Genomic DNA, 19,036 nt, shown 5'->3' on the forward strand with positions numbered 1-19,036 from the left:
CACCAATTCATCACTTCATTTGATTGCAAGTTACAGAACATCCCAGTACAGAACAAAAAAAAGCCCGCTTTCCGTTACACTCCACGAGGGAGAATATCGGAAAACGGGCCATTTTTTCAAATCGTAGATAAAAAAGAACTACTCCACGCCATCCTTAAAGTGTTTGTTCCAGTGTTTATCTCCCTTGTGCATCAGATCTTCTACCGTTTTCTCAAGAGTCATCAACAGCTGTGCTCTGACATCAAGTACGGTTTCTCTGTACAAGCGTTCTTCCGATCCAACGATTTTATCGCCGTATAAGGCTTGTGCAGCTACGTACTTCCGATGCTCCTCAACCAGAGTATCAATGGAATCCAGTGCATGTTCCACAAAGTGGGAAATGCTTTGGTATTCTTTGGGCATTTGTTCTTTTAAAGCTTGAATTTTCGCTAGAGCTGGCATGCTCATCACCTCGTATTTATGAATGTAAATTTACAATACACCATTTTCATGAAAAATGCATTAAAAATAGCTTAAATTTGGACAAATTTCGACTTTTTTTATTTTCAGAACCAAAAAAGTACTTCGCTATAATGTATGCCATTGCATTTGAATTGAGTCGTGTAAGTAATGGAATCCCTTTTGGATACGTTTGGTGACTCGTTATGCAATTTCTGTTATTCTAAGAGAAGATTTCAGCGGCCCTAATACATACGCCGTTATTTTGTTATGGCAAATTAAAAAATACTTAACTTTGCAACAATTTTATTGATGATCACGTCTGTAAGGTTGCAGGGAGAGGGGGATCCTTTGTGGTAGAGCCGGAACTCATCAGAGCCGCTCAATCGGGCGATCGCGACGCTCTAATTACCCTATTGCGGGAGATTGAACAACATGTCTATCGGACCGCATATTACATTCTAAATAATGAACAGGACGCTTTGGATGCTGCTCAGGAAGCGTTGATCCGAATTTACACCAAAATCAACTCATACGAAGAAAAGGCCCAATTCAAAACATGGGTACAACGCATCGTCACCAACATCTGTATTGATAAATTCAGACGAACCAAACCGTCCGTCTCCATAGACGAACATGATATGGTTTTTCAGGATAATCAGGATGTGGAATACGAGGTCATGTCTACATATGTGGCCCAAGACATTCAGGATGCGATCAACAAGCTTCCGGAGCATCATCGTACCGTTATTGTTCTAAGATATTTGCAGGACTTATCCTACAATGAAATTGCGGATTGTCTCGATCTTCCGTTAAATACGGTGAAATCTTATTTATTTAGAGCCAGACAGCAATTACAGAATCTACTACAGGAATATCAGAAAGGTGGTGTGACAGGATGAAATGCGAAGAGGTGGTGGAATGGATGCACCGCTATCTGGATCATGATCTGGGCGAAGCGGAAACCGCGCAGATGCTACAGCATGTGGCGAAGTGTCCGGAGTGTGCCGAGAATTTTAGTTTACTCAGAGCTCTTTCCAGAGAACTGGAAGAATTGCCGCAAGTAAGCCCGAAATTTAGTCTGGTGGATGCGATTATGCCTCAGCTTGATGCCATTGACGAAGCGCGGAAGGAACAAAGTAGCACCATACAGGAAATGAATCCTGTCCCCGCTGCATTTGAGAATTTACAACGTTCAAGTGAGCGGAAAACGAAGCAAAAATGGCTTAACTCGATGGCAGGACGTATGTCCATGGGTGCAGCGGCTGCGGCAGTTGTACTGGGATTTGCCATCTGGGGATATCAGCCTGAACAGATTGAAAATGCCGATTCCTTGCTGAGCTCTGGAGCTACTCAAGAAAGCGGCAATGTGGATGAAAATCCACTAAGCAAGAGTATTGAAAATTATGATCCTGCTGCAGCTTCTTCCGCACCAAGCAGCAATGATGTATTTGTGGATCAATCGAATGTTTCACCAACTGAACCGGATAACCAGGGAGTAGAAACAACGCCTGAAGAGAACGGTGGAGAAAAGGCACAGGAGCCTGAGGTTAAGTCAGATCCGACACCTCAACAACCGGCTACCGAATCAACGCCTGCTCCGAACAAAGGAGCACAAGACAATTCGTCCAGTTCTCCTTCGACGGATCGTCAGAAGAGTGAGGCTCAGAACCAGGATACCGAGCAGAAGAATCCAGATTCAGGAAGTGCACCAAGATCTCCATCCGATGGTGAAGAGAATGGAGTAACTGAAACAGACAATGGAGATACCTTCACTTCTCAGATGATTGTACCGAATGAAGATGCTCCAGCAGAAGGCAATTCTGCTCCTGATGACAGTGCAGGTGCAGACGCCTCTGGAGGAAACAAAGGATTCGCAGCAGGACCGGATCAGGAGATGACTACGACGGCAGCACCAAAAGAATGGAAATCACCAGACGGCTCTTACGTAGTCATGCTCCTTGGTGACCAGATCAGCATCTACTCCAAACCTGTGGGCGAACCGGATGTTCTAAATTTGGTTGAACAACGCAGTATAGAGGGAACACTGAAGTCAGCAAGTTGGTCGAAGGATGGTACCCTATTTAATTACGAAACGGACAAGGACGGAACAACGGCGAAGAACTCGTTTAATGTGCCTGCTGTTTCAAGTGGAGCTCCTGCGAAATAATTAAAATTGGGGAGTACGCGCCTTTAAACGAAAGAACATTTTCAGTATGACAAGCATATATTGGAAGTAACAAAACGTCCTATCTCAGTTCAAACAACTGACGTCGTATGACCGCGCACCGGCTTTTTCTAGAACTGCTGGTGTCTGCGTTTATATAGATGTAGGACAGGGGACCTTCATCCGTAAACTGGATGTAAGGTCCCTTTGTTGTCTTGCGTGTTTTCTGGTAGGATAAGAGGGATAAGGAGGCACCGTGAATGGATGTAAAAAGTGCGACAAAGGCAATACGTAGTGGAGAACCGGCTCCGATCTATGTGCTGTATGGAACGGAAAAGTATCAGATACAGCAATTTACGGATATGTTAAAAGAGCAGGTTATTGAAGAAGAACATCGTGATTTTGCGATAATTCCATATGATTTGTCTGAAACGGCTGTGGAGGTCGTTATCGAAGAAGCAGAGACTGTACCTTTTCTGGTTCCACGTAAATTAATTATTGTAAGGGATGCGAGCCTGTTCACTGCAGGTAAAGAATCCAAGATTGAACATCAGGTTGATCGTCTGCTTACATATATGGAAAATCCGGCAGATTACAGTACGATTGTTTTTCTTGCCCAAGGGGATAAGCTGGATGAGCGTAAGAAACTGGTGAAGGCTGTCAAGAAACAGGCAGTCGTTCTTGCTTTTGCCCCGCTTAGTGGAGACGAGTTGTTGAATTGGATCGTGAAACTGGCGAAGCAGCGTGATGTTTCCTTGGAGGCGGGAGCGGCGGAAACGCTAATCAGCTATGCAGGAACAGGTTTACAGACCCTTTCTGCTGAAGTGGACAAGTTATGTTTGTTTGCGGGTAATGGGGGAACCATCCGGCGTGCTGATATCGAATCACTGGTGGCCCGCAGTACAGAGCAAAATGTATTTTCACTGGTAGAAGAGCTTGCTAATTTGCGACTGGAGAAAGCATTGGCTCTGTTCTATGAGTTGCTGAAGCAGCGGGAAGAACCGATTAAAATTGCGGCTTTAATTGCACGACAGTTTCGGATCATGATTCAGGTGAAAGAGTTGGGCCAACAAAGCTACTCCCAACAGCAGATTGCCAGTCAACTTGGTCTGCATCCGTATGCGGTTAAGATTGCTGGAGAACAGGCGCGTAAATTTCAGCCGGAACGTCTGAGAATGATTCTGAGTCATCTCAGCGAACTGGATTACCAGATGAAAACAGGAGCGGTGGATAAAGTCCTTGGTCTGGAGCTGTTCTTATTGAGACTTGGTGCGTGAATGGATGCGTAAACGTAATAGATTACTAGTGTAAATAACAAACAAAGCGACCTTAGCTCCATGATGGTTAGATCATCGGAATAAAGGTCGCTTTGTATGTGTCTTATACTTATCGAATCAGATACTAAAAAATCCTGAAAGCCTATGCTGTTCAGGATTTTTCCATTGGATCGTATAAGTAACGCTTCTTACGCTTGTGCGGAAAGAGCGTTCAGTTTTTTCGCCAAGCGAGACTTTTTGCGTGCTGCAGCATTTTTATGAACCAGACCTTTAGTTACAGCCTTGTCCAGCTTTTTGGAAGCAGCTTGAATCGCAGCTTTTGCAGTATCAACTTCGTTACTTACCAGAGCAGCATCAGCAGCTTTTACAGCTGTACGGAGTGCAGACTTCTGGGAAGCGTTGAGTGCGCGGCGCTTGTCGCTCGTTTTTACGCGTTTAACAGCGGATTTGATGTTTGGCATTACATTCACCTCCTGTAAGGCATTTGCATGAATACAAACGTTTCACAACTTAAAATATTCTATCACGCTAGCATGTAAAATGCAACAGATATTCCTACGATGTTCGACATGCTGCATAAAGAAACTCTTTTTCCCACACAATATGCTCAAATGCGGTAAGGGAGGCAGGGACAGAATGACACTGGATTTGCAAAACTATACAGTTCGTACCGATTTGGCGATTGACTCCAAGGAAATGGCTCAAGGTGGACAGAAACAGACGATTCCCGGATTACGGGAAGATGTGGAAAAAAAAGAGGGCATTACGATTACACGTATTGATGTCCTGAATGAAGAAGCAGCCAAGGCCATTGGACGGGTGAAAGGTCACTATGTCACTTTGGAGGTGCCTTCACTACGGAATGGTGATACGGAGTTACAGGAGCGAGTTGCCGCCGAGTTCACACGTGAAATGGAAGATTTTATGATCAAGGCCGGGATCAACAAAACATCCAAGGTCTTGATTGTTGGTCTGGGCAACTTGAATGTCACCCCGGATTCACTCGGTCCACTTGTTGTGGAAAATCTGATGGTAACCCGTCAGTATTTCGAATTGGTGCCCGATCAGGTTGCGCCAGGATATCGGGAGGTCAGCGCAATTGCTCCTGGTGTGTTAGGGACAACGGGCATTGAATCCAGTGACATCGTACAGGGGATTGTAGACCGGACCAAACCAGATGCTATTATTGCAATTGATGCCCTGGCCTCCCGTTCTCTGGAACGTGTAAATACCACCATTCAGGTAGCAGATATTGGTATCCACCCTGGATCCGGTATTGGAAACAAACGGCGTGGCCTGACTCGTGAGATATTAGGCGTGCCATGCATCGCCATCGGAGTACCAACCGTATGTTATGCGTCCACCATTGTGAACAATGTGATTGAGATGATGCGTTCACACTTCCGCCAGGAAACGGATCAGACCAAACAGATCATGGGCATGTTGGATGACATCGGTGAGCAAGATCGCTTAAGTCTGGTGAAAGAGGTACTGGAGCCCCTGGGTCATGACCTCATTGTTACGCCAAAGGAAATCGATGAGTTTATTGAGGGCATTGCCAACGTCATCGCCACAGGACTTAATGCCGCACTCCATGATGCAGTGAATCCGGATAACGTAGCCGCTTATACACATTAAAACTTAAAACTGCTGAGAAGAAGGTCCGAATCTATCGGACTTTCTTTTTTTGTTTCTGTAATCTTTCATTTTCCTGTTCTATCAGATTGGGCGGGCTCATAGAGTTGAAGTATAAGAGTTGTCCAGCAGGGAAGGAGACAGCAGAATGAACAAGATATTGGCCTGGAATATTGGAAAGTGGAAAAAAAGATGTCTGCACGTGCTGGCCATGGGCCGTACGTTGTTGTTGCTTATGATCATATCTGCCTTGTTTTTTATCGTACTGGGTCTTGGCGGCATGGCAGAGAAACGCTTGAATAATTCACCCGTGTCTTCCATGAAAGGATTTGCGAGTGCCGTATCAAGTCGCTTTTTTGTTGATATGCTCGGTATGGAGATGCCTCATCTCACCCAGAAAGAACAGACCTCTGCCATATCCGGTGAGAATCTCACCTCATTTGTTTTCCAATTACTAACGAATGTTAATCCTCAAGATCCCAAGAGCTTGATTGCGAGAGAAATGCCGGGCATGGGTTCCAACCAACCTGTCCTGCTCCGTCCTGGCTCTGGTAACGAAAAAGCAGAGGCTCCCGAGGATTATCAGCCCGGTCCCGGTCTTACGGATACGGCTTCCGCAGGTGGAGGAAAACCCGGTAGTGAGCTGCATGTTCCACCAGGTCAGGACAACACGGATCCATCTGATTCGAGTGAGCCTGGAGATGGACAAGGTAAGGAAGATCCACCAGCGAAGAATGGCGAGAAAGACAACTCAGGTTCACCGACAACAGGCAAAAAATCAATTCTTATCTATCATTCCCATCCACGGGAAGGCTACAATCCACTGCTAGGTACGAAAAGTGATAATCCATCATCAGGCAAATCAACAGGCAATGTGTTTCAAGTGGGAACCTACCTCTCAGACAGTTTGGAGAAACTGGGAATCGGCGTAGAACACGCCAAGGATGATTACCCCACCAAAGTAAAGGACTATAACTGGAACTACTCCTATAAATACTCTCGTCAAACAGTAAAAGCGGCACTTGCTCAAAATGACGATCTGACGTATCTCATCGACATTCATCGTGATTCACAGCGTCATGGCAAAACAACCACGACCATTAATGACTTGGGCTATGCCAAAGTGTACTTCATTATTGGACATGAAAATCCAAATTGGCGGCAGAATGAAGCTTTTGCAGCGAAAATTCATAAGAAACTGGAAGCCAAGTATCCTGGGGTATCCCGTGGTGTGTGGGGCAAGGATGGCGGAGGAGCCAACAATGGAGAGTATAACCAAACGCTTTCACCCAACAGCATTCTGATTGAGATTGGTGGCATCGACAACACAGGAGCTGAATTACAACGTACATCGAAAATTCTCGCAGACATGATTGCTCAAGTGTATTGGGAAGATCAGAAGGTGGACAAAGCTAGTGCGAAGACATCTTCGCAGGGGGGATAAGAGTATATATGTATGAAGAACAAAATAGTAGAGAGTGACAGGAGGCAAAGTATATGTCCAGATTCGGTAAAAGACTGTTATCCATGGCAGTGTTAATGTTACTGGGTGTTCTGTTTGGAATGCAGCTGGCAGGCAGCAACTTTCATATGGGCAATCCATCCGAAGGCACGTCAACGGTGGTGACAACTGAGCCAACTTCATCGGTTACCGAATCTGTTCCAACTGCACCTGTCCAAAAGGAGATCAAAGAACCACCATTTGTACCTGTTCAGTCTCCAAGCCAAGTGCTTGGGGCAGATCAGAGTAAGGCTCCGGTTGATGTGTTGGCGGACAAAACAGCTGGACTATTGCAAAATCTCTCACATAGTGGAATCAAGTGGGTGGTCTCTCTTTTTAGCGGCGTTGCTGAATAAAATACTATAATTTAAAGGTACAATATAACCTCAGGAGGTCATGATCACACTTTATTATCAAAGTTGAGACATCACGGGATTGATGCACTCTGCATCAACTGTTATAATGAAGTGATTGACACTAGGCTGTTTCTGGGGGTAAGGAATGACTGACATTCGGGCAAGACAACGTAAAATTCGTAACTTTTCTATTATTGCACATATAGATCACGGCAAATCAACACTTGCGGACCGGATCTTGGAGTACACAGGTGCGCTCACTTCACGTGAAATGCAGGAACAGGTTCTGGATAAGATGGACCTTGAACGCGAACGTGGAATAACAATCAAGCTACAGGCAGTTGCGCTGAGTTACAAAGCTGATGACGGTGAAGAATATTTATTGAATCTGATTGATACACCAGGACACGTAGACTTCACGTATGAAGTATCACGCAGTCTTGCTGCATGTGAAGGTGCTCTGCTGGTTGTGGATGCAGCTCAGGGAATTGAAGCCCAAACACTTGCGAACGTGTATCTGGCATTGGATAACAACCTTGAAATTTTACCAGTTATCAACAAAATTGACCTTCCAAGTGCTGATCCTGAACGGGTGAAGCAGGAAGTGGAAGATGTTATTGGTTTGGACACAAGTAATGCGGTTTTGGCTTCGGCCAAGTCGGGTATCGGGATCAAAGAGATTCTGGAGCAAGTGGTGCAAAGTGTTCCGGCACCGACTGGTGATCCTGACCAGCCTTTGAAAGCGCTGATTTTTGACTCGCACTATGACCCGTACAAAGGTGTAATCGTATATGTACGTGTGGTTGATGGCAAAATCAAATCCGGTTCCAAAATCAAAATGATGGCAACAGGTAAATCATTTGAAGTCATTGAAGTTGGAGCGTTCAAACCTCGCATGACCATCGTGGACGAGCTGAACGTGGGTGACGTTGGATTTATCGTTGCCGGTATTCGTCATGTAGGCGATACACAAGTCGGGGATACGGTGACAGATGCCAAAAATCCAACACCGGAACCTCTGCCGGGTTATCGCAAAATTAACCCGATGGTATACTGTGGTCTCTATCCGATTGAAACATCGGACTATGTTGATCTGCGTGAAGCACTTGAGAAATTGCAGTTGAACGATGCGTCTCTGAGCTTTGAACCGGAAACATCCAGTGCACTCGGTTTTGGATTCCGTTGTGGATTCCTTGGACTGCTTCACATGGACGTGATCCAGGAGCGGATCGAGCGGGAGTTTAACATTCCGTTGATCACAACGGCACCAAGTGTAATCTACCACGTTACCTTAACGAATGGTGAAGTGATGAAAATCGACAACCCATCCAACTATCCTGAGGTGGGACGGATTGATTACGTCGAGGAACCGTACGTCAAGGCAGATATTATCGTACCGAATGATTATGTAGGTACCATTATGGAGCTGTGTCAGAATAAACGCGGTGAATATGTGAATATGGAATATTTGGACACGACCCGGGTTACCATTACCTATCAGATTCCGTTGTCCGAGATTGTATATGACTTCTTCGACCAGTTGAAATCCGGTACCAAAGGATATGCATCCCTGGATTATGAGCTGTCTGGTTACCGTCAGTCCAACCTGGCGAAAATGGATATTGTACTCAATGGTGAGCAGGTTGATGCGTTGTCCTTCATCGTTCACCGTGACCGTGCCTATAACCGCGGACGCATTGTCTGTGAGAAACTGCGCGAGCTGATTCCACGGCAAATGTTCGAGGTGCCAATTCAGGCATCTGTAGGTACTAAGGTTGTTGCTCGTGAAACGGTAAAAGCGATGCGTAAAAACGTACTTGCCAAGTGTTATGGTGGTGACATCTCGCGGAAACGGAAACTGCTTGAGAAGCAGAAGGAAGGTAAGAAGCGGATGAAGCAGGTTGGTAACGTTGAGGTGCCGCAAGAGGCATTTATGGCGGTACTGAAAATTGATGACTAGGACGTTTGCTTGCAAACGTCACGTGAATCCTTTTGGTACATCAATAATTTGTGTATGAAAGGATAAACGATATTTTGTCTCGGGTACAACACAGCATGTGTGTATTCAAATTAGATTAAAGACGTTTGCTTACAAACAGGGTACAACACAGAATATTAATAACTAAGCTGAAAGGGAAGCCGGATGGCTTTCCTTTTTTCAAATAGAGGGGGACTTGCCATGACATTGGCAGCACACAGCCGGAAGACAGGTGCGCCCCAAGCGGTGTACCTTCACATTCCCTTTTGCACGAATAAATGTTTTTATTGCGACTTTAACTCTTACGTTCTGAAAGATCAGCCCGTGATGCAATATCTCGAAGCGCTGGAACGGGAGATGGAACATACAGTTAAGGCAAATCCACCGGGTGAGATCAAAACCATATTTGTAGGTGGGGGTACGCCAACAGCTCTGAAACCGGATGAGATGGCAGTGTTTCTTCGTTCCGTGAAGACGTATTTCCCAAATTGGGCGGACGATATTGAATTTTCGATGGAAGCCAACCCGGGAACAACAGATGCGGAGAAACTCGCTGCGATGAAAGAAGGCGGCGTAAACCGTGTCAGCTTTGGTGTGCAGGCTTTTCAGAATGATCTGCTCACAGGTATTGGCCGTATTCATAATACGGATGATGTATATCGGAGTCTGGAGAACGCTCGAAAAGCGGGACTGAATAACCTGTCCATTGACCTGATGTTCGGGTTGCCGAATCAGACTGTAGCGATGTTGAATGAGAGCATCGATAAAGCGCTGGAACTGGATCTTCCGCATTACTCCATCTACAGTCTGAAAGTGGAAGAGAATACCCTTTTCCATACATTGTATCAGAAGAACCAGCTACCTCTTCCTCATGAAGATGACGAGCTGGAGATGTATCTTCTATTAATGAGACGTATGAAAGAAGCAGGTTATGGGCAATACGAGATCAGTAACTTTGCCAAGCCGGGCTTCGAGAGTCGTCACAATATCACGTACTGGCGTAATGAGGACTACTACGGTTTGGGTGCAGGTGCACATGGATATGTAGGCCGCGAACGTCATATGAATATTAAAGGTATAAATCCATATGTTGAAGCTTCACGAGCAGGACTGCCTCGTCTGGATCATTTTGAGATTGCTCGTCCGGAGGCTATGGAAGATTATTTGATGGTGGGACTGAGAATGTTGGAGGGGGCTTCGGCCTCACGGTTTAGCGAACAGTTCGGAGAGTCCATGGAAGAAGTATTTGCAAAGCCTTTGGGCAAAATGTTGAACGCAGGGTTGCTTGAGCGGACGGCAGACGGCTTCCGACTGAGCGAGCAGGGTATCCTGTTCGGAAATGACGTTTTTGCGGAGTTTATCGGGTCCATATCGCTGAATTCGTAGCTTGAAATTCTATACGCTCTGTTGTATATTTATTCATATTGATTTTACAGAGCGTGTTAATTTAACAACTACGAAGTCAGCTTTCCTCTGGAAAGCTTGGTAATAGGAGGAGAGCAGGATGTCGGTAATATGCAGAAAAGCCGTGCCGGAAGATGTTGAACCACTGTATGAAATGATTAAGGGCTATGCAGAGCGTGGGATCATGCTTCCGCGATCACGGGAAATACTGCACCGGCAGCTGGAGCACTTTGTTGTAGCCGAAGTGGATGGTGAAGTGGTGGGTTGCGGATCGCTTTGTCGTCTGGGGAATGATCTGGTGGAAGTCAGATCACTCGGTATCTCGGAAGGGCACAAAGGGCTTGGTATTGGCTCCCGATTGCTGGACCGACTGGTAGAAGAAGCGGAGAAACAACAGATTCCCAAGGTTATGGCGTTGACATATGAAGTATCCTTCTTCCTCAAAAACGGCTTTGCTGTGGTGGAAAAAGAGATTTTCCCCGAGAAAGTATGGACTGACTGTGTTCATTGCAGTAAACAGGATTGTTGTGATGAGATCGCGGTATTAAAAGAGCTTAACGTTACAGCCTAATAACTGAATGGACTGCATGGATCGAGCCGAGTCAACCTCTGCCCTACATGCAGTCCTTTTTTACTCTAAAGGATGTACAATAAAGTTGTTAGGACTCGTCGACATTGGTCTATACTATAAATAGATGAGCCCACTCATCAAACTCACTTGACAATGTTCACGTCAGTTTGGTATTTTTGTATTACCGCTTAGCACTCATCTAACTGGAGTGCTAACGACATGGGACAGTGCAGTCAGAAGGAGGGAATACTCACCATGTTAACAGAGCGTCAACGAATGATTCTGAACGCTATAGTGGATGACTATATCCGTTCAGCTGAGCCCGTAGGGTCCCGGAGCATTTCCAAAAGGGGAGATGTTGGATACAGTCCGGCGACGATCCGTAATGAAATGGCGGATCTTGAAGATATGGGGTTTCTGGAACAGCCGCATACCTCGGCTGGACGCATTCCATCCCATAAAGGCTATCGATATTATGTCGATCATTTGGTTCCCTGGAACCAGGTGGAGCCTCAGGAGTTGGATGATCTGAAGTCGTTCTTTGCTGAAAAACTGAACGTCATGGAACAAGTTATTCAGCATGCATCCAATATTTTGTCACATATGACCAATTATACTTCGATCCTGCTCGGACCTGAAGTATTCCATACGTCCCTTCGTCACTTCCAATTGCTTCCGTTGAACGAGAGTGAAGCTGTGGCAATCATCGTGACCAATACAGGTCAGGTGGAGAACAAGACGGTCCAGATTCCACCAGAAATCTCGGTAGCCGAGATGGAAAATGTCGTTCGCTTGTTAAATACCAAACTTGTGGGCGTACCAATCTACAAATTGAAATCACGTCTCTATACCGAACTTGGGCAAGAGATGGAACGGCATATTACACGTTACGAGGAAGTTATGCAGGTGCTGAACAGTGCCTTTGATAACGAACATGATAATCGTCTGTTCCTCAGTGGTGCCACCAATATGTTGACTCAACCGGAGTTTAAAGATATCGAAAAGGTAAAAGATATTCTTGACCTGCTTGAAGAGACACCAACACTCATGAAATTGATGATGCCCGTGCCGGGTGGATCTGGTATTCAAGTGCGAATCGGTACTGAGAATGATCATGAAGCCTTTGCCAACTGTAGCCTGATTACAGCCTCCTATTCATTGGACGGTGAGGCTTTGGGTTCGATCGGTATTCTGGGACCCACGCGGATGGATTATGCACGTGTCATTCATATTTTAAATACACTATCCCGTGACTTGACGGCGATGTTGACGCATCGTTTCAAATAAAGATTCGGGGATGAACCATTTCATTCGCATAAGGAGGTGAACATCTTGAAAGAGGAGCAATCATTTACAGAAGAACAAGAGGTAACAGCAGCTGAGCAGGAGCCTATTAATGAAGCTGGCGCTGCAGAAGCACAAGCTGAAGAGATCGCTGATCAGGAGCAGGATGAGCTTGCACGTCTGAAGGCAGAAGCTGAGGAGCAACAGCAGCGTTATGTCCGTGCACAGGCTGATTTTGATAACTTCCGTCGTCGTACGCAGAAGGAAAAAGAAGAATTGGCTAAATATGCTTCGATGAAGCTGGTCACCGAACTGGTACCGGTTATTGATAACTTCGAGCGCGCCATGGCTACTGTACCGGAAGGAGCAGAGGTCGAATCTTTCTCCAAGGGCATCCAAATGATTTTCCGTCAATTGGAGACGGTGATGAATAATGAAGGTCTGACGGCAATGGAATCGGTAGGACAACCGTTTAATCCTGAATTCCACCAAGCCATTATGCAAGTGGAGAGCGACGAGTACGAAGAAGGTATCGTTGTTGAGGAAGTCCAAAAAGGCTACATGCTGAAAGATAAAGTGCTTCGTCCAGCTATGGTTAAAGTCAGCTCATAATTTCCTTATAGGAAGGAATGAGTTGGCTCCGTGGTTGAACAATGTGGGCGAAGTTTAATATAAAGGTTTGTACACATAGAGCACGATTAGCAACATGAACATCTAAATAAGGGTCAGATCAGACCTATTCATTTTAAATTGTTGAGGAGGAAATTTTCGGATGAGCAAAGTAATCGGTATTGACTTAGGAACAACAAACTCATGCGTAGCAGTAATGGAAGGCGGCGAGGCTGTCGTAATTCCGAATCCGGAGGGCGCACGTACCACTCCATCCGTAGTTGGTTTCAAAAAAGATGGAGAGCGCGTTGTTGGTGAAACAGCGAAACGTCAAGCGATCACCAATCCGGATCGTACGATCATGTCGATCAAACGTCACATGGGTACTTCCCACAAGGAAACAATCGATGGCAAAGATTACTCTGCACAAGAGATCTCTGCAATCATCCTGCAAAAATTGAAAACTGATGCTGAAGCTTATCTGGGTCAAACGGTAACTCAAGCCGTTATCACGGTACCAGCTTACTTCAATGACAGTCAGCGTCAAGCGACTAAAGATGCGGGTAAAATTGCAGGTTTGGAAGTTCTGCGTATCGTCAACGAGCCTACAGCAGCAGCTTTGGCATATGGTATGGAGAAATCCGAAGACCAAACGATTCTCGTATATGACCTGGGTGGCGGTACGTTCGACGTATCCATTCTTGAACTGGGTGACGGTTTCTTCGAAGTTAAAGCAACTAGCGGGGACAACCAACTGGGTGGGGATGACTTTGACCAAGTAATCATTGATTATCTCGTAAGTGAATTCAAAAAAGATCAAGGCATTGACTTGAGTAAAGATAAAGCAGCGGTTCAACGTTTGAAAGATGCAGCGGAAAAAGCGAAAAAAGAACTTTCCGGCGTATTAACTACAACGATCTCCTTGCCGTTCATCACGGTTGCTGATGGTGTTCCTCAGCATTTGGAGTTGAACCTGAGCCGTGCGAAATTTGAAGAAATCTCTGCAGGTCTGGTTGAGCGTACGCTTGAACCAACTCGTCGTGCATTGAGCGATGCGGGTATGACAGCTAACGATATCGACAAGATCGTATTGGTTGGTGGTTCCACACGTATTCCTGCAGTCCAAGAAGCAATCAAAAAACTGACAGGTAAAGAGCCACACAAAGGCGTTAACCCGGATGAAGTTGTAGCTTTGGGTGCAGCTGTACAAGCGGGCGTACTGACAGGTGACGTGAAAGACGTTGTATTGCTCGACGTAACTCCATTGTCGCTGGGTATCGAGACAGCAGGTGGTGTATTCACGAAAATGATCGAGCGTAACACTACGATCCCTACAAGCAAATCTCAAGTATTCTCTACGTATGCAGACAATCAACCAAGCGTTGAGATTCATGTTCTGCAAGGTGAGCGTGAGATGGCAGCAGGTAACAAATCGCTTGGACGTTTCATGTTGGGTGATATTCCACCAGCTCCACGTGGCGTTCCACAGATCGAAGTTAGCTTCGATATTGATGCCAACGGTATCGTTAACGTATCTGCAACAGATAAAGGTACAAACAAAACTCAAAAAATCACAATCACTTCTTCCAGCGGTTTGAGCGATGCAGAAGTTGAGCAAATGATGAAAGATGCTGAGTTGCATGCTGAAGAAGATAAAAAACGCAGAGAACTCGTTGAAGCGAAAAACAGTGCCGATCAATTGATCTATTCTGTTGACAAAACGATTAAAGATCTTGGTGAAAAAGCAGATGCTGGCGAAGTTGAAAAAGCAAATGCGGCCAAAGAAAAACTGCAAGGTGTTCTGGCTTCCGACAACCTGGAAGATATCAAAGCTGCTACAGAAGAACTGACAGAGATCGTTCAACAACTGTCCGTGAAACTGTATGAGCAAGCTCAGGCGCAAGAGCAAGAAGCACAAGGTGCTGAAGAGCAACAAGGTTCCGCTAAACGTGACAACGTCGTAGACGCTGATTACGAAGTTGTGGATGAAGATAAAAAACAAAACTAATTCGTAGTTCTACGCGAATTAAACATCGGTGACGTTCGAATTAGAGGGAAAGTCATAGCCGGGGCTCCCGCGCTTTGGCTTTCCTTTTGTCACGATGTGCGATATGGTGAATGATATGGGGGTGGAAGAGTGGCTGAAAAGCGTGATTATTATGAGGTGCTTGGCGTTAGTAAAACGGCTAACGACGATGAGATTAAAAAGGCTTACCGTAAGCTTGCCCGTCAGTATCACCCTGACGTAAACAAGGCTGCTGATGCGGAAGCTAAATTTAAAGAAGTCAAAGAAGCTTACGACGTAGTGAGTGACGGTCAAAAGCGTGCACAATATGATCAATATGGTCATGTCGATCCGAATCAGGGTGGATTCGGTGGTGGCGGTGATTTTGGCGGCGGCGGATTTGGCGACATCTTCGACATGTTCTTTGGCGGCGGTGGCGGTGGACGACGTGATCCCAATGCTCCGCAACGGGGGAATGATCTGCAGTACACGATGACGATTGAGTTCAAGGAAGCTGTATTTGGTAAAGAAACCGATATTACAATTCCGCGTACTGAAGGCTGTGATACCTGTCATGGCTCAGGTGCAAAACCTGGAACGAAACCGGAAACCTGCTCGGTCTGCCACGGTAGCGGTCAGCAGGAAGTCGTGCAAAATACACCGTTTGGTCGTATGGTGAATCGTCGTGCATGTTCGAACTGTAGCGGTTCGGGCCAAATTATCAAAGAAAAATGTACAACGTGCAGTGGTAGCGGTAAAGTCCGCAAGCAACGCAAAATCCATGTTCGTATTCCAGCGGGTGTAGATGATGGCGCGCAACTGCGTATGACAGGTGAGGGCGAGGGAGGTCTGCGTGGCGGACCAGCCGGAGATCTGTATATTGTCATTCGCGTGAAATCACATGATTTCTTCGAGCGTGAAGGCGACGATATTTATTGCGAAATCCCACTTACCTTTGCTCAGGCGGCTCTGGGAGATGAGGTTGAGATCCCGACGTTGACCGAGAAAGTGAAGTTGAAAGTACCAGCTGGTACACAAACGGGAACGTATTTCCGTCTCAAAGGCAAGGGCGTACCACGCCTGCGCGGAATGGGGCAAGGGGATCAGCATGTGAAAGTGGTTGTGGTTACACCTAGTAAGCTGAATGACGAGCAGAAAGATCTGCTTCGCCAAATTGCTGCACTGGATGGAGAGCAAACACATGAGCATGAACAATCTTTCTTTGATCGAGTGAAACGTGCCTTCCGCGGCGACTGAGAATAAAATAAAGCAAAATCAAAAGGACACCAAAGCGGTTTTTACCGCTGGGTGTCCTTTTTTGTACGCCTTTTTTAGTGATTCAGTGGTTTTTGGCAAAAACTATGGATATAGGCTACGAAGAACGAAAGCAATTTGTGGGAGCATTTCGGTATATTCTGAGCGAACTTGCGGAAAGATAGCATGGCGAGAATGATATGCATAGCTGATATGCGAGAAATTAGGGAAGCAGGTGAAGCGAATGACCGAGAAAAATATTTTGGCGTACTTTCACAGCCCGGAGCAGGCCCAGGGGGCAGCCAAAAAACTGGAGGCATTGCGAGTGGAGGACCTGTCCATTAATCGATTCAGCCGATATGCGGGTGTAGGACCAAGCGGGGCTTCCTACAAGCCGGGCGTTTCCGGCAGTTTTTCATCGTGGGTGCCCGATTCAATGCAAACGAATGCCAGTGCTGGAATCATGGCTGCGGCGGACCCTTCTGCAAGCGGTATGAGTGATGGTGGGCAAGGTGGGCCTACAGGAAGGGATGTATTACTCACTGTCATCGTAGATGAATCGGTACATCACCGCGCGATGTCTATTATCGAACAAGCCGGTGGAATGATCTAGTTTTAAGAAATATATATAAGATGGACAGATAATTACACTTTAACGGAGAGTGTAGAACCAATCTGAAGAAGCGAAGCGTGCGCCTTTATCCCCGGATTTCTCCCTTTAAGGAGGGAGTTGAAGAAATCTGGGGATAACAGCGATCGGAGGATGGGACTACAATCGGAGTCTTACAGTGTAACAAATATTAGTTCATTTTAATTTGAAGGAGGAGCATTACAATGGCAGAACATGAACGTCCAGGCAAGATTCTAACCAAAACGGAAAAGATGAAACGCATGCAATCCGCGAAAAATGAGGACGTGGAATTCAGCGCTGAAGCTGCGGATCATGAAGATATAGAAGCATTACGCCGCAGTGAAGCGGCTGATCGACGTCAGGGACGGGAGCTTCATGACTGAAGATCGCTCGGCAGTGACCCTCGAAGCTGTTTTTACAAGCTGGACTGAGGCGGAATCTGCACGCAGAGCCCTGGAGTTGTTGCACCCGAACCAATTGAGTATTGAGAGCCTGGGCAATGAAGCGTCTGCATTGGATTCAAACGATGTTAAGGGCTTCGATAATTCCCCTACAGCCGTCGTTGGAGGATTTAGTGGAGAACTGAATGTACTTGCCCTGATTAGTGATGAAACGGAAATGTTGTCCAATGGTCAGGTGTATGATACACCCGAAGAGGATTCGGAAAACAGGCTAAAACAAGAAATTTTGCTGACCGTGTCCGTATCCAACGATTCGCTCCCGCAAGCCGCTGAGATGATCACACAGAATGGTGGACGTTTTTGCTAAGTGGGATTCAAATTATGCAAAATGTTGAAGTAAATGAAACTGATATGTATGAATAGATGACAGGATATTCGAGCAGTCAGGCTGCGGATATCCTGTTTTGTTTTTCTTTTACTGATGCAGCTTTGTACTCGGACTCGCTTGTGTAGTACAATAGTTGGGATGTTTGAAAAATGAGGAGGAAAAACCAAGTATGTTATGGCATGAACTAACAATACATACCACAGAAGAAGCTGTGGAGATGATTTCAAATTTTTTACATGAAGCGGGTGCTGGAGGGGTTTCGATCGAAGAGTCCGGTACTTTAAATAAAAAACGGGACACCACCTATGGTGAGTTATACGACGTTCCTTTGAATGATATTCCGGAAGGGTTCGCGGTCATCAAAGGGTACTTCTCCGAAGGTACAGATATGGTTGCATTGCAGTCAGAAGTTCATCCCAGAATTGAGGAACTCTCTGAATTCGGAATTGATACAGGTGAGGTTCGTTATGAGACACGTACAGTGGATGAAAATGACTGGGCAACAGCCTGGAAGCAATATTTCAAGCCAGTACGTGTATCGGAGCGTCTGACCATTAAACCAACGTGGGAAGAGTATACGCCAGAAAGTCCGGATGAGAAAATTATTGAGCTTGACCCAGGCATGGCTTTTGGTACAGGAACACATCCAACGACCTCCCTCTGCTTGCGCACACTGGAAACGGTTATTCAGGGCGGCGAGGAAGTCATTGACGTAGGTACAGGTTCGGGTATTTTGGCTATAGGCGCGATTAAGCTTGGGGCAAAACATGTACTGGCGCTTGATCTTGATCCGGTTGCGGTAATCAGTGCCAGGGAGAATGTGGAACTGAATGGGCTGGAGCAACAAATTACGGTTAAAGAGAGTGATCTGTTATCTGTCCTCGGGAGTGAGGACCCTGCACTTGGTGTACAACTACCGGTTAAGGTTGTCGTCGCGAACATTCTGGCTGAAATCATTTTGTTGTTCGTAGACGATGTCTATAATGCGCTTGAGTCTGGTGGGACCTATATTGTATCAGGCATTTGGAAGAACAAAGAGCAGGTTGTCCATGATGCACTGGTAGCCTCCGGGTTTGAAGTGAGTGCGATCCATCGTGATGAGGATTGGCTTGCGTATGTAGCCAGAAAGGGGTAACG

At 46.0% G+C, this 19,036-nt stretch carries 19 protein-coding genes; 17 read left to right on the plus strand and 2 right to left on the minus strand.

Annotated elements, in window-relative coordinates; genetic code table 11:
• Nucleotides 1-138: 138 nt before the first annotated feature.
• Nucleotides 139-441: a hypothetical protein gene (locus ACE3K2_RS17675; RefSeq protein WP_421892883.1), complete on the minus strand. Its 303-nt coding sequence runs from the start codon at nt 439-441 to the stop codon at nt 139-141.
• Between the two features lie 350 nt (nt 442-791).
• On the opposite strand from ACE3K2_RS17675, the gene ACE3K2_RS17680 reads away from it, so the two are divergent.
• From ACE3K2_RS17680 to holA, 3 genes are all read left to right on the plus strand, one after another.
• The gene (locus tag ACE3K2_RS17680; protein WP_017687205.1) at nt 792-1,340 is read left to right on the plus strand and encodes an RNA polymerase sigma factor; all 549 of its coding nucleotides are present in this window, start codon (nt 792-794) and stop codon (nt 1,338-1,340) included.
• On the plus strand, nt 1,337-2,608 hold the full coding sequence (locus ACE3K2_RS17685) for a zf-HC2 domain-containing protein (protein WP_421892886.1): 1,272 nt from the start codon (nt 1,337-1,339) through the stop codon (nt 2,606-2,608). Before ACE3K2_RS17680 ends, ACE3K2_RS17685 begins: the two co-directional genes overlap by 4 nt.
• Nucleotides 2,609-2,865: 257 nt before the next feature.
• Nucleotides 2,866-3,882: a DNA polymerase III subunit delta gene (holA, locus tag ACE3K2_RS17690; RefSeq protein ID WP_421892888.1), complete on the plus strand. Its 1,017-nt coding sequence runs from the start codon at nt 2,866-2,868 to the stop codon at nt 3,880-3,882.
• A 188-nt stretch (nt 3,883-4,070) separates the two neighbouring features.
• Here holA and rpsT read toward each other — a convergent pair whose 3' ends face one another.
• Nucleotides 4,071-4,343 (minus strand): 30S ribosomal protein S20, encoded by a 273-nt coding sequence (gene rpsT / locus ACE3K2_RS17695; protein ID WP_024628504.1) that lies wholly within the window; start codon nt 4,341-4,343, stop codon nt 4,071-4,073.
• A 175-nt stretch (nt 4,344-4,518) separates the two neighbouring features.
• On the opposite strand from rpsT, the gene gpr reads away from it, so the two are divergent.
• The 14 genes from gpr (at nt 4,519) to prmA (ending at nt 19,034) form a co-directional block, all read left to right on the plus strand.
• Nucleotides 4,519-5,520, plus strand: a complete 1,002-nt coding sequence (gene gpr, locus ACE3K2_RS17700; RefSeq protein ID WP_421892891.1) for a GPR endopeptidase — start codon at nt 4,519-4,521, stop codon at nt 5,518-5,520.
• A gap of 145 nt (nt 5,521-5,665) precedes the next feature.
• Nucleotides 5,666-6,961, plus strand: coding sequence for a stage II sporulation protein P (locus ACE3K2_RS17705; RefSeq protein WP_421892894.1), 1,296 nt, complete (start codon nt 5,666-5,668; stop codon nt 6,959-6,961).
• A 53-nt stretch (nt 6,962-7,014) separates the two neighbouring features.
• On the plus strand, nt 7,015-7,374 hold the full coding sequence (locus ACE3K2_RS17710; protein WP_421892897.1) for a hypothetical protein: 360 nt from the start codon (nt 7,015-7,017) through the stop codon (nt 7,372-7,374).
• Nucleotides 7,375-7,519: 145 nt separating this feature from the next.
• Nucleotides 7,520-9,334, plus strand: a complete 1,815-nt coding sequence (gene lepA / locus ACE3K2_RS17715; protein WP_421892900.1) for a translation elongation factor 4 — start codon at nt 7,520-7,522, stop codon at nt 9,332-9,334.
• A gap of 219 nt (nt 9,335-9,553) precedes the next feature.
• Nucleotides 9,554-10,738, plus strand: coding sequence for a radical SAM family heme chaperone HemW (gene hemW / locus ACE3K2_RS17720; RefSeq protein WP_339306680.1), 1,185 nt, complete (start codon nt 9,554-9,556; stop codon nt 10,736-10,738).
• Between the two features lie 118 nt (nt 10,739-10,856).
• A complete protein-coding gene (locus ACE3K2_RS17725; protein WP_421892903.1) occupies nt 10,857-11,327 on the plus strand; it encodes an N-acetyltransferase in 471 nt (156 codons plus the stop codon).
• Between the two features lie 255 nt (nt 11,328-11,582).
• A complete protein-coding gene (hrcA, locus tag ACE3K2_RS17730; protein ID WP_036615092.1) occupies nt 11,583-12,614 on the plus strand; it encodes a heat-inducible transcriptional repressor HrcA in 1,032 nt (343 codons plus the stop codon).
• Nucleotides 12,615-12,659: 45 nt separating this feature from the next.
• Entirely contained in the window at nt 12,660-13,223 is a 564-nt protein-coding gene (gene grpE, locus ACE3K2_RS17735) for a nucleotide exchange factor GrpE (protein WP_215076481.1), read from the plus strand.
• Between the two features lie 160 nt (nt 13,224-13,383).
• The gene (gene dnaK / locus ACE3K2_RS17740; RefSeq protein ID WP_091028373.1) at nt 13,384-15,228 is read left to right on the plus strand and encodes a molecular chaperone DnaK; all 1,845 of its coding nucleotides are present in this window, start codon (nt 13,384-13,386) and stop codon (nt 15,226-15,228) included.
• A 129-nt stretch (nt 15,229-15,357) separates the two neighbouring features.
• Nucleotides 15,358-16,482, plus strand: coding sequence for a molecular chaperone DnaJ (gene dnaJ, locus ACE3K2_RS17745; RefSeq protein ID WP_421892908.1), 1,125 nt, complete (start codon nt 15,358-15,360; stop codon nt 16,480-16,482).
• Between the two features lie 241 nt (nt 16,483-16,723).
• Nucleotides 16,724-17,092, plus strand: a complete 369-nt coding sequence (locus tag ACE3K2_RS17750; protein WP_017687219.1) for a hypothetical protein — start codon at nt 16,724-16,726, stop codon at nt 17,090-17,092.
• 221 nt (nt 17,093-17,313) lie between these two features.
• Nucleotides 17,314-17,493: a YfhD family protein gene (locus ACE3K2_RS17755; protein ID WP_017687220.1), complete on the plus strand. Its 180-nt coding sequence runs from the start codon at nt 17,314-17,316 to the stop codon at nt 17,491-17,493.
• Nucleotides 17,486-17,878 carry a hypothetical protein gene (locus ACE3K2_RS17760; protein ID WP_421892911.1) on the plus strand — a complete coding sequence of 131 codons (393 nt, stop codon included), beginning with the start codon at nt 17,486-17,488 and terminating at the stop codon, nt 17,876-17,878. The genes ACE3K2_RS17755 and ACE3K2_RS17760 overlap by 8 nt, the downstream gene beginning before the upstream one ends.
• Nucleotides 17,879-18,068: 190 nt before the next feature.
• Nucleotides 18,069-19,034, plus strand: coding sequence for a 50S ribosomal protein L11 methyltransferase (prmA, locus tag ACE3K2_RS17765; RefSeq protein ID WP_421892914.1), 966 nt, complete (start codon nt 18,069-18,071; stop codon nt 19,032-19,034).
• Nucleotides 19,035-19,036 lie beyond the last annotated feature (2 nt).

The organism is Paenibacillus sp. (assembly GCF_048976745.1).
In the GTDB taxonomy this organism is placed as follows: Bacteria; Bacillota; Bacilli; order Paenibacillales; family Paenibacillaceae; genus Paenibacillus.

What these genes read in the sequence shown, in the direction of transcription:
- ACE3K2_RS17675 (WP_421892883.1), bottom strand. Translation starts at nt 441, where the DNA reads ATGCCAGCTCTAGCGAAAATTCAAGCTTTAAAAGAACAAATGCCCAAA.
- ACE3K2_RS17685 (WP_421892886.1), top strand. Translation starts at nt 1,337, where the DNA reads ATGAAATGCGAAGAGGTGGTGGAATGGATGCACCGCTATCTGGATCAT.
- holA (WP_421892888.1), top strand. Translation starts at nt 2,866, where the DNA reads ATGGATGTAAAAAGTGCGACAAAGGCAATACGTAGTGGAGAACCGGCT.
- rpsT (WP_024628504.1), bottom strand. Translation starts at nt 4,343, where the DNA reads ATGCCAAACATCAAATCCGCTGTTAAACGCGTAAAAACGAGCGACAAG.
- gpr (WP_421892891.1), top strand. Translation starts at nt 4,519, where the DNA reads ATGACACTGGATTTGCAAAACTATACAGTTCGTACCGATTTGGCGATT.
- ACE3K2_RS17705 (WP_421892894.1), top strand. Translation starts at nt 5,666, where the DNA reads ATGAACAAGATATTGGCCTGGAATATTGGAAAGTGGAAAAAAAGATGT.
- ACE3K2_RS17710 (WP_421892897.1), top strand. Translation starts at nt 7,015, where the DNA reads ATGTCCAGATTCGGTAAAAGACTGTTATCCATGGCAGTGTTAATGTTA.
- lepA (WP_421892900.1), top strand. Translation starts at nt 7,520, where the DNA reads ATGACTGACATTCGGGCAAGACAACGTAAAATTCGTAACTTTTCTATT.
- hemW (WP_339306680.1), top strand. Translation starts at nt 9,554, where the DNA reads ATGACATTGGCAGCACACAGCCGGAAGACAGGTGCGCCCCAAGCGGTG.
- ACE3K2_RS17725 (WP_421892903.1), top strand. Translation starts at nt 10,857, where the DNA reads ATGTCGGTAATATGCAGAAAAGCCGTGCCGGAAGATGTTGAACCACTG.
- hrcA (WP_036615092.1), top strand. Translation starts at nt 11,583, where the DNA reads ATGTTAACAGAGCGTCAACGAATGATTCTGAACGCTATAGTGGATGAC.
- dnaK (WP_091028373.1), top strand. Translation starts at nt 13,384, where the DNA reads ATGAGCAAAGTAATCGGTATTGACTTAGGAACAACAAACTCATGCGTA.
- ACE3K2_RS17750 (WP_017687219.1), top strand. Translation starts at nt 16,724, where the DNA reads ATGACCGAGAAAAATATTTTGGCGTACTTTCACAGCCCGGAGCAGGCC.
- ACE3K2_RS17755 (WP_017687220.1), top strand. Translation starts at nt 17,314, where the DNA reads ATGGCAGAACATGAACGTCCAGGCAAGATTCTAACCAAAACGGAAAAG.
- ACE3K2_RS17760 (WP_421892911.1), top strand. Translation starts at nt 17,486, where the DNA reads ATGACTGAAGATCGCTCGGCAGTGACCCTCGAAGCTGTTTTTACAAGC.
- prmA (WP_421892914.1), top strand. Translation starts at nt 18,069, where the DNA reads ATGTTATGGCATGAACTAACAATACATACCACAGAAGAAGCTGTGGAG.